Origin of the sequence: Achromobacter marplatensis (genome assembly GCF_049060505.1) — a bacterium.
GTDB lineage: Bacteria > Pseudomonadota > Gammaproteobacteria > Burkholderiales > Burkholderiaceae_B > Achromobacter > Achromobacter marplatensis_A.
Window position 1 is genome coordinate 74,478 of sequence record NZ_JBMGRB010000016.1, and the last position, 14,818, is coordinate 89,295.

The following is a 14,818-nucleotide window of genomic DNA, read 5'->3' on the forward strand; positions in this document are numbered from 1 at the left end:
GTCAGCGCCCCAGATAGACTTCGATCACGCGCGGGTCGGCCTGCACCTTGCTCATCGGCCCTTCGGCCAGCACCGAGCCTTCATGCAGCACGGTCACCTTGCCGTCGCCCGCGATCTGGTTGACGAAATCCATGTCGTGTTCCACCACCATCAGCGAGTGCCGTCCGCGCAGTTCGTTCAGCAGTTCACCCGTGCGTTCGGTCTCGGCGTCGGTCATGCCCGCGACGGGTTCGTCCAGCAACAGCAGTTGCGGTTCCTGCATCAGCAGCATGCCGATCTCCAACCATTGCTTCTGGCCATGCGACAGCAGGCCCGCAGGCCGCCACACCTCGGGGCGCAGCCGGATCAGGTCCAGCGTTTCGCCGATCTTGTCGGCCTGTTCGCCCGTCAACCGCGAAAACAGCGTCGGCCGCACGCGTTTGTCGGTCTTCATTGCCAGTTCCAGGTTTTCGAAAACGGTGTGTTGTTCGAACACCGTCGGGCGCTGGAACTTGCGGCCGATGCCGGCATGCGCGATCTGCGCCTCGTTCAAGGTCGTCAGGTCGATGCTCTGGCCGAAGAAAGCGGTGCCGGCCGTGGGCCGGGTCTTGCCGGTGATCACGTCCATCATCGTGGTCTTGCCCGCGCCGTTGGGGCCGATGATGCAGCGTAGTTCGCCCACGCCGATATCCAGCGTCAGGTCGTTCAGCGCCTTGAAGCCGTCGAAGCTGACGGTGATGCCTTCCAGGTAGAGGATGGCGCCGTGGCTGGTGTCCAGGCCCTTGGGGCTGACGCGGCCGTAGCCGGCCTCGCCGCTGGGGCCGCCGTCCAGCGCGGCGGATTCGATGTGCGTGCTGGTCATGCCTTGTTCTCCTGGAAGCGGGCCGCCACGCGGCGCGCCAGGCCGACGATGCCGGTGGGCAGGAACAGCGTCACCAACACGAAGATCAGGCCCAGCGCATACAGCCAGTATTCGGGCAGCACGCTGGTGAACCAGGTCTTCAAGCCATTGACCGCGCCGGCGCCGATGATGGGGCCGATCAACGTGCCGCGTCCGCCGGTGGCCACCCAGATAACCATCTCGATGGAGGTCTCGGTGGACATTTCGCTGGGATTGATGATGCCGACCTGCGGCACGTACAAGGCGCCCGCGATGCCGCACAGCACGGCCGACAGCGTCCACACGAACAGCTTGAAACCCAGCGGGTCGTAGCCGATGAAGCGCAGCCGGCTTTCGGCGTCGCGCACCGCCGTCAGCACGCGGCCCAGCTTCGATTGCGTGACCAGGCGCGCCAGGACCAGCGCGCCGGCAAGTGCCGCCAGCGTGATCCAGTAGAGCGCGGCGCGTGTGCCGGGCGCGGTGATGTCGAAACCAAGGATGCGCTTGAAGTCGGTAAAACCGTTGTTGCCGCCAAAGCCGGTGTCGTTGCGGAAAAACAGCAGCATGGCGGCAAAGGTCAGCGCCTGCGTGATGATCGAGAAGTACACGCCTTTGATGCGGGACCGGAAGGCGAAGTAGCCGAAGACGAAGGCCAGCACGCCCGGCACCAGCACGACCAGCAGCATGGCGTACCAGAAGTGTTCGGTGAAGGACCAGTACCAGGGGTAGCTCTTCCAGTCCAGGAACACCATGAAGTCGGGCAGGTCGCTCTGGTAGACGCCATCGCGGCCGATGGCGCGCATCAGGTACATGCCGTGCGCGTAGCCGCCCAGCGCGAAGAACAGGCCGTGGCCCAGCGACAGGATGCCGGCGTAGCCCCACACCAGGTCCAGCGCCAACGCGGCCATCGCGTAGCACATGAACTTGCCCAACAACGCCACGGCATAGGCCGACACGTGCAGCGCGTGGCCCGGCGGGAACACCAGGTTCAACAGGGGCAGCAGCGCAAGCAGGGCTACGGCCACGGTTAGCGCCGTCCACACGCGGCCCGAAAACAGGGGGCGTCGAGCCAGCAGGTTCAGATCGGTCAGCGCGGTCTGTTTCATTCAACGCTCCGGCCGCGGGGGGCGAACAGGCCTTGCGGCCGTTTTTGGACAAACAGCACGATAAGCACCAGGATGGTGATCTTCGCCATGACGGCGCCCGCGTAGGGCTCCAGGAATTTGTTGACGCCGCCCAGGCCCATCGCGGCAATGACGGTGCCGGCCAGTTGGCCCACGCCACCCAGCACCACCACCATGAAGGAATCGACGATGTAGCCGCGGCCCAGGTCCGGGCCCACATTGCCCAACTGCGACAGCGCCACGCCGGCCAGTCCCGCGATGCCCGACCCCAGGCCGAAGGCCAGCATGTCCACGCGGCCGGTGGGCACGCCCACGCAGTCAGCCATGCGCCGGTTCTGCGTGATGGCCCGCACGAACAGGCCCAGCCGTGTGTGGTTCAACAGCACCCACACCAGGAACACGACGAAGAACGCGAAGCCGATGATCACCAGCCGGTTGTAGGTCAGCACCAGTCCGCCCAGCACCGTGATGCCGCCGGACATCCAGCTGGGATTGCCCACTTCCACGTTCTGCGCGCCGAACAGCGTGCGCACACCCTGCATCAGCATCAGGCTGATGCCCCACGTGGCCAGCAGCGTTTCCAGCGGGCGGCCGTAGAGCCAGCGGATGACGGTGCGTTCCAGCGCCATGCCGACCAGCGCCGTGATGGCGAAGGCCAGCGGCAGCGCGGCCACCACATACCAGTCCAACCAACCCGGCAGCCACGCGCGAAACAGCGTCTGCACCAGGTAGGTCACGTAGGCGCCGATCATCAGCAGTTCGCCGTGCGCCATATTGATGACGCCCATCAGGCCGAACGTGATGGCCAGGCCCAGCGCGGCAAGCAGCAGCACGCTGCCTAGACTGATGCCGTAGAAGAGGTTGCCCGCCCATTCGATCGTGGCCAGGTGGCGGTCGATCTGCTTTAGCGCGTTGACGGCGGCTTCGCGCACGCCGGCGTCCGGCTCGGCATACACGCCGCCCTGTTCCTGCGTCAACGCGGCAAGCGTCGGGCGGAAGGCGGCGTTGCGGGTCGCGCCCAGCAGTTCCACGGCGTGACGCCGCTTGGCGGGGTCGGCGCTCTTCAATTCCAGATTGGCCTGCGCGATCAGCAGCGCGTCGCGCACGCCTTCGTTCTTTTCGGACGCCAGCGCTTTTTCCAGCATCGGCAGGCGCGCGGGGTCGCCCGTCTGCTGCAGCCGGCGGGCGGCGGCCAGGCGTTCGCCGGGTTTGTCCGAGAACAGGCGGGAGCCCGCCAGCGCGGCCTCGATGGCGCGGCGCAGGCGGTTGTTGATGTTGACGGTGCCGCTGCCTGGGGGCAGCTCGACTGTCGCACCGGTTACGGGGTCGGTGGCTTGCGCGCCGCTTGTCCCGATCAGCACGCGGCCGTCCGCCGTCGCATAGAGCTGGTCGTTACCCAGCGCTTGCAACACGGCGGCGGCCGCGGGTTCGGGCAGTTGGCCCAAGGCGGCAATCGCTTGCAGCTTGGCGTCGGTGTCGTCGCCGGCCAGCGGCGCAAGCAAGGCCGGATCCACGCCGGCTGCCGCCGCGGGCGCGGTCAGCAACGGCACGGCAAGCAGCCATGCAAGAAGGAAACGACGCAAGAAGTGTGCGATTGCCGCGATGTGCATGGCTGCTGTTCCGCTTAGAGGCCTTGCTTGCTTTCGTTGCCCGGGATGTACGGGCTCCAGGGTTGGGCGCGGATCGGGCCCTTGCTTTTCCACACCACGTTGAACTGACCGTCCGCCTTGATTTCACCGATGTAGACCGGCTTGTGCAGGTGGTGGTTGGTCTTGTCCATTTCGATGGTGTAGCCGTCAGGCGCGTTGAACTTCTGGCCGCCCATCGCCGCGATCACCTTGTCCACGTCGGTGGTCTTGGCCTGTTCCACGGCCTGCTTCCACATGTGGATGCCGACGTAGGTGGCTTCCATCGGATCGTTGGTCACCACCGTGCTGGCATTGGGCAGGTTCTTGGCCTTGGCATAGGCCTTCCACTTCTTGATGAATTCCTCGTTGACCGGGTTCTTGACCGACTGGAAGTAGTTCCACGCGGCCAGATGGCCGACCAGCGGCTTGGTATCCACGCCGCGCAGTTCTTCTTCGCCCACCGAGAACGCCACGACTGGCACGTCGGTGGCCTTCAGGCCGGCGTTGCCCAGTTCCTTGTAGAAGGGCACGTTCGAATCGCCGTTGATGGTCGAGATGACGGCCGTCTTGCCGCCCGTGGCGAACTTCTTGATGTTGGCCACGATGGTCTGGTAGTCGGAATGGCCGAACGGCGTGTAGACCTCGTCGATGTCGCTGTCCTTCACGCCCTTGGAGTGCAGGAACGCGCGCAGGATCTTGTTGGTGGTGCGCGGGTAGACGTAGTCGGTGCCCAGCAGCACGAAGCGCTTGGCGCCGCCGCCGTCTTCGCTCATCAGGTATTCCACGGCGGGGATGGCTTGCTGGTTGGGCGCCGCGCCCGTGTAGAACACGTTCTTCTCAAGCTCTTCGCCTTCATACTGCACGGGGTAGAACAGCAGGCCGTTCAGTTCCTTGAAGACCGGCAGCACCGACTTGCGCGACACCGACGTCCAGCAGCCAAAGACCACCGCCACCTTGTCTTGGGACAGCAGCTGGCGCGATTTTTCGGCAAACAGCGGCCAGTTCGACGCGGGGTCCACCACCACGGCTTCCAGCTTCTTGCCCATCACGCCGCCGTTGGCATTGATCTCGTCGATGGTCATCAGCGCAACGTCCTTCAGCGACGTTTCCGAGATGGCCATGGTGCCCGACAGGGAATGCAGGATGCCGATCTTGATGGTGTCTTCGGCGGCGAGTACCTGCGGCATCCACCCGGTCATGGCCAACAGGCTCACGGCGGTCAGTTGCTTCAAGGCTAGTCTGCGTTTCATGGTGACTCCTGGATGGAATGTGCCGGCTTGGCCGGCAGGAACGATCTGAACAACACCCGACAACCTGGACTTCAAAGCAAAAGGCATGCCAACTGCGCGGCGCGTGGCGTGCCGCTGTATGAAAAGGGGGTGTTTACGCGAAGGCGCACAGACCGCGCATGGCGAGACGGCGCGGATCAAAACAGTGCCGCGTGCACAAAACAGGTGCGTCGCCTGCCCGGATACGGTGCGGATGTGCGGGCTTGGAGCGGGCCGCAAAAGCATGGCCGGGACGATCTGGCCGGGGCCGCCAGAGGGGAAACGGAAAAGCCAGCCAACATGGCACGGCGATTGCTTGGGAATCCGTACTTGTATACAAGAAAGGATTCCAGCATGAATGCCGCAGCAACGCAGAAGCACACCGCCGGTTGGACGATTGCGCAATGGCAAACCGCCTACCGCGAAGGCGGGGCGCAGCCCGAAACGTTGTTGGCGGATTACGCCGCCACGCCCGACGACCCGGCGGACAACGCCTGGATACGGCGGGTGGACCGGGCCACGCTCGACGAGCAGCTGGACGGACTGCGGCTGATGCGCGAGGCGGCTGGCGGCGATATGGCGCGCCTGCCGCTGTATGGGGTGCCGTTCGCCATCAAGGACAACATCGACGCGGCCGGTTGGCCCACCACCGCGGCGTGCCCCGAGTTTGCCTATACGCCGGGGCAGGATGCGACCGTGGTGCAGCGCCTGCGCGCCGCTGGCGCCATCCTGGTGGGCAAGACCAACCTGGACCAGTTCGCGACCGGGCTGGTCGGCACGCGGTCGCCACATGGCGCCGTGGCCAACACGTTCAACCCCGAGTACGTCAGCGGCGGTTCCAGCTCCGGGTCGGCGTCGGTCGTGGCGCGCGGCCTGGCGGCGTTTTCGCTGGGCACGGATACCGCAGGGTCCGGCCGCGTGCCGGCGGGGTTCAACAACATCGTCGGGTTGAAGCCGACCAAGGGCTGGCTCAGCACGGCGGGCGTGGTGCCCGCCTGCCGCACGCTGGACTGCGTGTCGATCTTTGCGCTGACGGTGTCCGACGCCGCGCTGGTGGCAGAGGTGGCCGGCGGCTTTGACGAACGTGATCCGTATTCGCGCGCCATGCCGGCTGGGGCATCGCTACCGTGGCCGACGGCGCCCCGGATCGCGATTCCCGCCACGCTGGAATTCTTCGGCGACGCGCAAGCCGCCGCCGCGTTCGACGACGCCGTGCGGGCCTTGCAGGCGGCCGGCGCCGAAGTGGCCGCCATCGACTTCGCGCCGTTCAACGAGTTGGCGGCGCTGCTGTATCAAGGGCCGTGGGTGGCGGAACGATTCGCCGCCGTCGAGGCGTTGTGGAAGGACACGCCGGAAGTCATCAACCCGGTGGTGCGCGGCATTGTGGAACAGGCGGCGAACTACAGCGCGCTGGACGCGTTCAAGGCCGAATACCGCCGCGCCGACCTGACGCGCGAGATCCATCAATCGCTGGCGGGGTTCGACGCGCTGGTGGTGCCGACGTCTCCGTCCATCTACACCATCGCGCAGTTGGAGGCGGACCCGGTGACCTTGAACTCGCGCCTGGGCGTCTACACCAACTTCGCCAACCTGGCGGACCTGTCGGCGCTGGCCGTGCCCGCGGGCATGCGCGCCGATGGCCTGCCGTCGGGCATCACGTTGATCGGGCTGGCCTGGCAGGACCGTGCCCTGGCACAGTTCGGCAAGCATTGGCAGGCGCAACGAGGCCTGCCGCTGGGGGCCACCGGCGTGCCGTTGCCCGCCGGGATCGCGCGGGATCAGGCGCCCGCCGACACGGTGCGCGTGGCCGTGGTGGGCGCGCACCTGACGGGCATGCCGCTGAACCATCAATTGACGTCGCGCCACGCGGTATTGGCCGAGAAGACCCGCACCGCCGCCGACTACCGCCTGTACGCCCTGGCCAACACCACGCCGCCCAAGCCGGGGCTGGTCAAGTCCGAGTCCGGCGCGCCCATCGAGGTGGAGCTGTGGGATGTGCCGGTGACGGCATTCGGCGCGTTCGTCGCCGAAATCCCCGCGCCGCTGGGCATCGGCACGCTGGAGCTGGAAGACGGCCGCCTGGTCAAGGGATTCATTTGCGAGCCGCGCGGCCTGGACGGCGCGCGCGACATCACCGCCTTTGGCGGCTGGCGCGCCTATTTGGCCAGCCTGAACGCCACCCCCCGATAACCGCCAGACCCCAAGGGAGTCGCATCGTGTTCGATACCGTTCTGATTGCCAACCGCGGCGAAATCGCCGTTCGCGCCATCCGCACCTTGAAGCGGCTGGGCATCCGCAGCGTGGCCGTTTATTCCGACCCCGATCGCAACGCCGCGCACGTGCGCGAAGCGGACGTGGCCGTGGCGCTGGGCGGCGAGAAGGCCGCCGACAGCTATCTGCGCATGGACTTGCTGCTGGCCGCGGCCCGCGAGCACGGCGCGCAAGCCATCTATCCCGGCTATGGGTTCCTGTCCGAAAGCGCCGAGTTCGCCGACGCCTGCGAAGCGGCAGGCATTGCCTTCGTCGGCCCCACGCCGCTCCAGATCCGCGAATTCGGCTTGAAGCACCGGTCGCGTGAATTGGCGGCCGAAGCCGGCGTGCCGATGACGCCCGGCACGGGCCTGCTGGCCAGCCTGGGCGAAGCGCTGTCCCAGGCCGAACGCATTGGCTATCCCGTGATGCTCAAAAGCACCGCGGGTGGCGGCGGCATCGGCCTGTCGCGCTGCGACAACGAAGCCGAACTGACTGTGGCGTTCGACAGCGTGCAGCGCATGGGCGAGCATTTCTTCCGCGACGGCGGCGCGTTCATCGAACGTTATGTAGACAACGCGCGGCACGTGGAAGTGCAGATCTTCGGCGATGGGGCCGGGCGCGTGCTGGCGCTGGGCGAACGCGACTGCTCGGTGCAGCGGCGCAATCAGAAAGTTATCGAGGAAACGCCGGCGCCCTTGTTGCCTGCCGCGACCCGCGCCGCGCTGCTCGCGGCGGCGGTGCAGTTGGGCGAGTCGGTCAGTTATCGGTCTGCGGGCACGGTGGAATTCATCTATGACCCCGCGCGCGGCAGCTTCTATTTCCTGGAGGTCAACACCCGCCTGCAGGTGGAGCATCCGGTGACGGAAGCCGTGACGGGCCTGGACCTGGTGGAATGCATGCTGCGCGTGGCTGCGGGTGAACCGCTGGACATCCCCGCGATGTCGCGTGCCCCGCAGGGCGCGTCGATCGAAGTGCGGCTGTACGCCGAAGACCCGCTGCGCCAGTTCCAGCCGTCGCCCGGCGTGTTGACCGAGGTGTCGTTCCCGGACGGCGTGCGAGTGGACGGCTGGGTGGCCACCGGCACGGAAGTGCCGGCCTTCTACGACCCCATGCTGGCCAAGCTGATCGTGCATGCCGATACGCGCGAAGCCGCGCTGGACAAGCTGGCTGACGCGCTGGCCCGCACGCGTCTGCACGGCATCGCCACCAACCTTGACTACCTGCGCCAGATCGTCGCCGACGAGCGTTTCCGCGCCGGCAAGCTGTCCACGCGTTTCCTGGAGAGCTTTGCCTACCGGCCCGCCGCCGTCGAAGTGCTGGAAGCCGGCACCTACACCAGCGTGCAGGACTATCCCGGCCGCGCCGGCTATTGGGACATCGGCGTGCCGCCGTCCGGTCCGATGGACGACTACGCCTTTCGGGTGGCCAACCGCATCGTCGGCAATGCGCCTGACGCGGCCGGCATCGAGGCCACGCTGGTCGGCCCCACGCTGCGCTTTCACGGCGACACGATCGTGGCGTTGACGGGCGCCGAGTGCGCCGCCACCTTGGATGGCGAACCGGTGCCGATGTGGCAGCCGATCGCGGTACGGTCGGGGCAGGTGCTGGCCACCGGCCGCGCGCTGTCGGGCTGCCGCAGCTATCTGGCCGTGCGCAACGGCCTGGACGTTCCCGTCTACCTGGGCAGCCGGTCGACGTTCGCGCTGGGCCAGTTCGGCGGGCACGCCGGCCGCACGCTGCGGGTGGGCGATATGCTGCCCGTGGTGCGGCCCGAGCTGGGTGGGGCGCAAGCACCCGTGGCCGCGCCGCAGGGTGCGCCAGCCGAGATGGTTCCCGTTTACGGCAACACGTGGCAGATCGGTGTGCTGTACGGTCCGCATGGCGCGCCGGACTTCTTCCAGCCGGAAGCCATCGAGGCGTTCTTCGCCGCCGACTGGGAGGTGCACTACAACTCCAACCGGCTGGGCGTGCGCCTGATCGGGCCTAAACCCACCTGGGCGCGCGAGAACGGCGGCGAGGCCGGCTTGCATCCGTCCAACATCCACGATTGCGAATACGCCATCGGCAGCATCAATTTCACCGGCGACAGCCCCGTCATCCTGACGCGCGACGGCCCCAGCCTGGGCGGTTTCGTCTGCCCGGTCACCATCGCGCGGGCCGAGCTCTGGAAGGTCGGACAGGTCAAGCCTGGCGATCGTATCCGCTTCGTTCGCATCGACTACCCGCAAGCGGTCGCGCTGGAAGCCGCGCAGGACCAAAGCGTGGCGGCCCTGTCGGCGGTGACGCCGGCATCGACCACGGCCGCGCCCGTTCCCGCGACCGCTTCCGAGACCATCGTCGCGGCGCTGCCGGCGGCTGGCACGCGTCCGTCGGTGTCGTACCGCCAGGCGGGCGACGGCTATCTGCTGCTGGAGTATGGCGACAACGTGCTGGACCTGGCGTTGCGCATGCGCATCCATCTGCTGATGGAGGCGCTGAACGCCGACCCTATCGCTGGCGTGCAGGAATTGTCGCCGGGCGTGCGGTCGCTGCAGATCCGCTACGACAGCCGGGTGATCCTGCAAGGCGCGCTGATCGCTCACCTGCTGAAAATCGAAGACAGCCTGGCCGACGTGGCAACTTTGAAGGTTCCCACGCGCGTCGTCTATCTGCCGATGGCCTTCGAGGATTCGGCGACCTTGGGCGCCGTGCAGCGTTACCAGGAAACCGTGCGCGCGAACGCGCCGTGGCTACCGAATAATGTGGACTTCATCCAGCGCATCAACGGCCTGGCCAGCCGCGACGACGTCCGCGACATCGTGTTCGATGCCAGCTACCTGATCATGGGCTTGGGCGACGTCTATCTGGGTGCGCCTTGCGCCGTGCCGATCGATCCGCGCCACCGCCTGCTGACCTCCAAGTACAACCCCGCCCGCACGTTCACGGCCGAGGGCACCGTCGGTATCGGCGGCGTGTACATGTGCATCTACGGCATGGATTCGCCAGGCGGCTACCAACTGGTTGGCCGCACGCTGCCCATCTGGAACAAGTTCCTGAAGAACCCCGTGTTCCAGGACGGCAAGCCTTGGCTGCTGCGCTTTTTCGACCAGGTGCGTTTCTACCCGGTGACGGAGGCCGAGCTGGACGTGCTGCGCGAAGATTTTCGTGAAGGCCGGGCCACGGTCCGCATCGAGGAAGAAGTGTTCGACTTTGCCGCGCACCAGCGCTTTCTGCAGGAACAGGCCGACAGCATCGCCGTGTTCCAGACGCGGCAGAAGAGCGCGTTCGACGCCGAAGTGGCGCTGTGGAAAACGGAAGACACGGTGGTCGAGGCCACGATGGCGGAACCCGAGCCCGAGACGGCGCTGCGCGAAGGCGAACGCCTGGTCAGCGCCGACATGTGCGGCAACATCTGGAAGATCCCGGTCCAGGTGGGTCAGAGCGTATCGGCTGGCGACACGCTGGTCGTGGTCGAGGCGATGAAGATGGAGCTGTCCGTCATCGCGCCGGCGTCCGGCACCGTCACCGCGATCCGCTGCGTGCCCGGCAAGCCGGTCAACGCGGGCGATCCGCTGATCGTGCTGGCCGAAGACGCCACCTGCACCGTGGCGGGATGATGCGCCTGGAATCCGTCCAAGTCAGCCCGGCCATCCGGCAGACGCCGGCGCTGGCCGGGTCGCTGGCCGACCAGGTCTACCAGCGCATCAAGGACGATCTGTTCGACTTCCGCATGTTGCCCGGTGAACGCTTTACCGAGGCCGACCTGGTGGCGCGGCTGGGTGTCAGCCGCACGCCGGTGCGGCTGGGGCTGGTCCGGCTGGAGCGCGAAGGCTTCGTGCTGGCGCGGCCGCGCAGCGGTTGGCAGGTGCGGCCATTCGACTTTGAACGGTTCGAAGCGCTGTACGACGTGCGGGTGGTGCTGGAACAGGCGGCTGTGGACAAGCTGTGCGCGCGGCAAAACATGGATGAAGCCGGCATTCTGGGCGCGTTGACGGATGTGTGGCTGGTGCCGCCGCCGCAGCGCATCCTGGACGGCCGGTTGGTGGCGCAGCTGGACGAGGCGTTCCATTGTTCGCTAGTGGCCGCCGCCGGCAACCCCGAGATGGCGCAGATCCACCGTGACGTCACCGAGAAGATCCGCATCGTGCGGCGGCTGGATTTCACCAAGGATTTCCGCGTGGACGCGACCTACGACGAACACGCCGCGATCCTGCGTGCCGTGCTATCGCGCCGGGCGGACGAAGCGGCGCGCATGCTGCGTTCGCATATCGAGATGAGCAAGGCGGAAGTCCGCAAGATCACGCTGCACATGCTGCATGAAGCCCGCGAAAACGGGGCAGGATGACGATGGGTTGCGCGCGCTGGACGGGCCGCGCGCGAATGGAAGACGTCTCGCGCTCCACCCATCCTACGAAGGACGATCTTGGGGTCCACCCATCCTACGAAGGACGGTCTTGGGCTGCACCCATCCTACGAAGGACGGTCGTGAGCTGTAGGATGGGTGGAGCGCGAGACGTGCTTCGTTCGCAAACAGCAGCCAAACGCGCGCAACCCATCACCCCTGCAATTGCTTATAAACCTCTTGCGACACGCGTTGCAGTTCATCCCGGCTGACGACGCCCGATAGCGCGTACCCGAACGGTCCTTCGACCCAATAAAACACCCGCACCGAGCCTTCCTGCGTGAATTGGAATGCGGTTTGTCCGCCCGCGGCTTCGCGGGTCACGTATAGGGTCAGGCGCTGTCCGTCGGCCGCGCCGTACATGAACTGCGCCACCGGGCCCGAGCCGCCCGGCAACAAACGGCCGCCCACCAGTTCATAACCCGCCTGCGACAGCGACGGCGCGCGCACCGGTGCGCCCATGCGCTTGGTCAGCCAGGTGACCAGGCCTTTTTCGTTTTCCGCGCTGACCTCGACAGGGCGGCCCATGTCGGGCGCATAGACCGCGTGGGCGATGGCGGCGCGCTGGGCGTAGCCCCCGGCGGCGCGGTCCGGGCTGGCGGTGGCCAGCACGGTTTGCAGATGGCGCGCATCCATCGCGCCGCGAGTGATCCAGGCGGCGCTGGCGCTGACGGCGGCGATCGCCACGCTGGCGGCCAGCCCGCGCCAGGGAAACCGCCGCGCGGGGGCGCGCAGCGGCAGCCGCAGCGGTAGCGGTTCGTCCAGCACGGGGTCCAGCAGCGCATGCAGCGCGCGGCGCTGCGCCTGCCAGTCATTCACGCGGGTCTGGTCTTGCGGATGCGCCGCCAGGAAGGCGTCCACGTCGGCGCGGCGTGCAGGGGAAAGCTGTCCATCCGCATAGGCGTGCAGATCGGCTTCGGTGATCGGGGTGCCCGCGCCGGGGACGGGATGCAGGTGTTTGTCGTTCATGTCATTTCACGCGATGCAGCCGGCTGACCGTGTCGCGCCCTTGCATCAGCGCGCCCAGTTTTTCACGGGCGCGCGATAGCCGGGACATGACCGTTCCGATGGGTACGTCCAGCACCTGGGCGGTCTCCTGATAGGAGAGGTCTTCCACGCAAATCAGCAACAGCACTTCCCGCTGCTCGGCCGGCAGGGTTTGCAGGCAGCGGTCCAGGTCGCGCACCTCCAGGTGGTCGGTCTGCGTGGGGCGCACCGGCGCATCGGGCATGTCGCCCGGAACGGTCTGGTCCGCCCGCCGATTGTTGGCGCGCACGCCGTCGATGAAATGGTTATGCATGATGCCGAACATCCAGGCGCGCAGTTCCCCGCGCCGTTGCCATCTTGAATAGCGGCTCCATGCGCGCTCCAGGGTGTCCTGCACCAGGTCGTCGGCCCGGTGGAGGTCGCCCGTCAGCCCGCGGGCGTAACGCCGCAGGCTGGGGATGCAAGCCAGGATCAGGGCTTCGTCTTCGGCGCGCATGGACGCTGGGATGACGGGGCGCGTCGGGCGGGATCAGGGCTTGATGACGTGCCAGACTTCCTTGAAGTTGTCGCCGGTCTTGTCGCCCGGCTTGGTGTCTTTGGCGTACAGGTAGACGGGCTTGCCCTTGTGGGCCCATTGCTTGGAGCCGTCGTCGCGGGTGATGACCGTTAGGTCGCCCATGGGCTTGGCGTCGGCGGGCGCGGTAACCGGGGGCCAGATCTTGGCGCACTGGTCGTTGCAGGCGCTTTTGCCTCCGGCGTCCTTGTCGAAGGTATAGAGCGTCATGCCCGCGCTGTTGACCAGGATGCCATCCTGGGTTTTCACGGCCTGAGCGTGGGCGCCGGCCGAAAACAGGACGGCGGAACCCAGAACCAGGGCGGCGGCGATGTGATTGCGCATGTTGTGCCTCGTAGATAGGAAAGTGGGGGACTGCCCTCTACAGACGCTGGCCGCCGCGGCTTTATTCCGCCCGGCCAAAAGAATTTGCAAAGGTCAGGCGGCCGGCCGGACAGCGCCGGGTTCGTAACGCATTTCAAGTTCCAGCGTGGTCTCCTCGACGGGGGTAAAGCCCAGCGACGCATAGAGCCGCTGGGCGGGGTTGCCTTTCAGCACGCTCAGGGTGACGGGTGCGCCTTCCGAATCCGCCTGATCCAGCACGCCTTCCAGCAGGCTGCGGCCCAGCCCCTGGCCCTGGAAGGCCGGGTCGATCTGGATCTGCACGATGCGCCAGCCGGCGGCGTCGCGGTAATGCTTGAACAGGCCAGCGGGCCGGCCGTCCAGCCAGACGATCTGGGCGTCGTCGAAGTGGTAGCGGATGCGGGCCAGATGATGCGCATCGTCCAGCGGCGCGCCAGCGCGCTGCAGATGCGCCTGCATTGTCGATTTACGCAACGCCAGCAGATAGGGAATATCGTCGTCGGTAGCGGGTTGCAGGGCCAGGGAGTGGGTCGGGGTCATGGGGTGGTCGGGACGATGGAGGAAGCCGGTTTGCGTTTGGCCGTCTTGCCGGCCTGATGGATCAGGTTATAGAGCTGTTGGCCGGCGGGCGCCAGGGGGCAGGGCGGCGGCAAGCCGGGATTCTGACTTTGGGCCTGTCCCGCCGTGCTGCAAGCCTGTCGTCTGATTTCAGGCATGCGCAGGTGTGCGGCAAGCCTAGCCTCCGACTTGGCGTTTGGACCAGGCGTGAAACGTCGTATGCGGCCATGTTTCGGGTTTTTCGACGTATCCGTGCTTGACAGGGTTTAGATGCACGTAGCGGACACAAGCGGAAAGCTCGTCCTCGTCGCGAATCACATGCTCCCAAAAGCGGCGTTGCCAGAATCCGCGCTCGCCCTTTCGTCTGGCGCTGGAACCGAGATTGCGAGTTTTTCCGGGAATCGAGCGTGAGAACCGACCCTTGATTCTGCGCCAGCGGCTTGAGTAATCAGCGTCATCCTCAGGCAGCCGCCAGATCATGTGAAGGTGATCGGGTAGCAACACCGCGGCAAGGATACTGAAGGGCGCCGTGTGTTGTTCGGTGCGTATACACGCCTTCAGCAAATCGGCGTGAACGGTCAGATCCTGATCTTCGCGCGAATAGGCCGCAACCGTAAAAAAATAGGTACCGCCAGGGATGTACAAACGCCGGTATGACGTCATGCCTGTCTCCAAAATGAAGATGCAGCATAGGAGAAAGCCGGAACCTTCGCGACGCAAGCAGGGACGAATTAAGCATGGTGGTGGCCGGCTGATGGGTTGCGCGGGCGTGTACGGACCGGGGACATAGGTGACACATGTTCGGAGACATGGGTAACACATGTGTTTTTATCCTAACGGGGTT

12 protein-coding genes are annotated in these 14,818 nt (G+C 66.3%); 3 read left to right on the forward strand and 9 right to left on the reverse strand.

The features are described 5' to 3' along the window. Window position 1 precedes the first annotated feature (1 nt). Genes urtD through urtA form a run of 4 tightly spaced genes read right to left on the reverse strand, consistent with a single transcriptional unit; the run spans window position 2 to window position 4,861 of the window. Window positions 2-841: an urea ABC transporter ATP-binding protein UrtD gene (urtD, locus tag ACI0FO_RS28400; RefSeq protein ID WP_416031928.1), complete on the reverse strand. Its 840-nt coding sequence runs from the start codon at window positions 839-841 to the stop codon at window positions 2-4. Further along, window positions 838-1,965 carry an urea ABC transporter permease subunit UrtC gene (gene urtC / locus ACI0FO_RS28405; RefSeq protein ID WP_416031929.1) on the reverse strand — a complete coding sequence of 376 codons (1,128 nt, stop codon included), beginning with the start codon at window positions 1,963-1,965 and terminating at the stop codon, window positions 838-840. The genes urtD and urtC overlap by 4 nt, the downstream gene beginning before the upstream one ends. Next, entirely contained in the window at window positions 1,962-3,593 is a 1,632-nt protein-coding gene (urtB, locus tag ACI0FO_RS28410; RefSeq protein ID WP_416031930.1) for an urea ABC transporter permease subunit UrtB, read from the reverse strand. The genes urtC and urtB overlap by 4 nt, the downstream gene beginning before the upstream one ends. A gap of 14 nt (window positions 3,594-3,607) precedes the next feature. Further along, the gene (gene urtA / locus ACI0FO_RS28415) at window positions 3,608-4,861 is read right to left on the reverse strand and encodes an urea ABC transporter substrate-binding protein (protein WP_416031931.1); all 1,254 of its coding nucleotides are present in this window, start codon (window positions 4,859-4,861) and stop codon (window positions 3,608-3,610) included. A 372-nt stretch (window positions 4,862-5,233) separates the two neighbouring features. Here urtA and atzF point away from each other — a divergent pair, with 372 nt between their 5' ends. Genes atzF through ACI0FO_RS28430 form a run of 3 tightly spaced genes read left to right on the forward strand, consistent with a single transcriptional unit; the run spans window position 5,234 to window position 11,456 of the window. Beyond that, on the forward strand, window positions 5,234-7,069 hold the full coding sequence (gene atzF, locus ACI0FO_RS28420) for an allophanate hydrolase (protein WP_416031932.1): 1,836 nt from the start codon (window positions 5,234-5,236) through the stop codon (window positions 7,067-7,069). Window positions 7,070-7,095: 26 nt separating this feature from the next. After that, complete coding sequence (gene uca, locus ACI0FO_RS28425) at window positions 7,096-10,728, forward strand: urea carboxylase (RefSeq protein WP_416031933.1); 3,633 nt, start codon at window positions 7,096-7,098, stop codon at window positions 10,726-10,728. Continuing rightward, complete coding sequence (locus ACI0FO_RS28430) at window positions 10,725-11,456, forward strand: GntR family transcriptional regulator (protein WP_416031934.1); 732 nt, start codon at window positions 10,725-10,727, stop codon at window positions 11,454-11,456. The genes uca and ACI0FO_RS28430 overlap by 4 nt, the downstream gene beginning before the upstream one ends. A 210-nt stretch (window positions 11,457-11,666) precedes the next feature. Here the strand turns inward: ACI0FO_RS28430 and ACI0FO_RS28435 are convergent, their stop codons facing one another. From ACI0FO_RS28435 to ACI0FO_RS28455, 5 genes are all read right to left on the reverse strand, one after another. After that, window positions 11,667-12,482 carry an anti-sigma factor family protein gene (locus tag ACI0FO_RS28435; RefSeq protein WP_416031935.1) on the reverse strand — a complete coding sequence of 272 codons (816 nt, stop codon included), beginning with the start codon at window positions 12,480-12,482 and terminating at the stop codon, window positions 11,667-11,669. A gap of 1 nt (window position 12,483) precedes the next feature. Continuing rightward, window positions 12,484-12,996, reverse strand: a complete 513-nt coding sequence (locus ACI0FO_RS28440) for an RNA polymerase sigma factor (RefSeq protein WP_416031936.1) — start codon at window positions 12,994-12,996, stop codon at window positions 12,484-12,486. Between the two features lie 33 nt (window positions 12,997-13,029). Beyond that, window positions 13,030-13,398: a hypothetical protein gene (locus ACI0FO_RS28445; RefSeq protein WP_313460311.1), complete on the reverse strand. Its 369-nt coding sequence runs from the start codon at window positions 13,396-13,398 to the stop codon at window positions 13,030-13,032. A 93-nt stretch (window positions 13,399-13,491) separates the two neighbouring features. Further along, complete coding sequence (locus ACI0FO_RS28450; protein ID WP_416031937.1) at window positions 13,492-13,956, reverse strand: GNAT family N-acetyltransferase; 465 nt, start codon at window positions 13,954-13,956, stop codon at window positions 13,492-13,494. Window positions 13,957-14,151: 195 nt separating this feature from the next. Beyond that, a complete protein-coding gene (locus ACI0FO_RS28455) occupies window positions 14,152-14,637 on the reverse strand; it encodes an REP-associated tyrosine transposase (protein WP_416031938.1) in 486 nt (161 codons plus the stop codon). Window positions 14,638-14,818 lie beyond the last annotated feature (181 nt).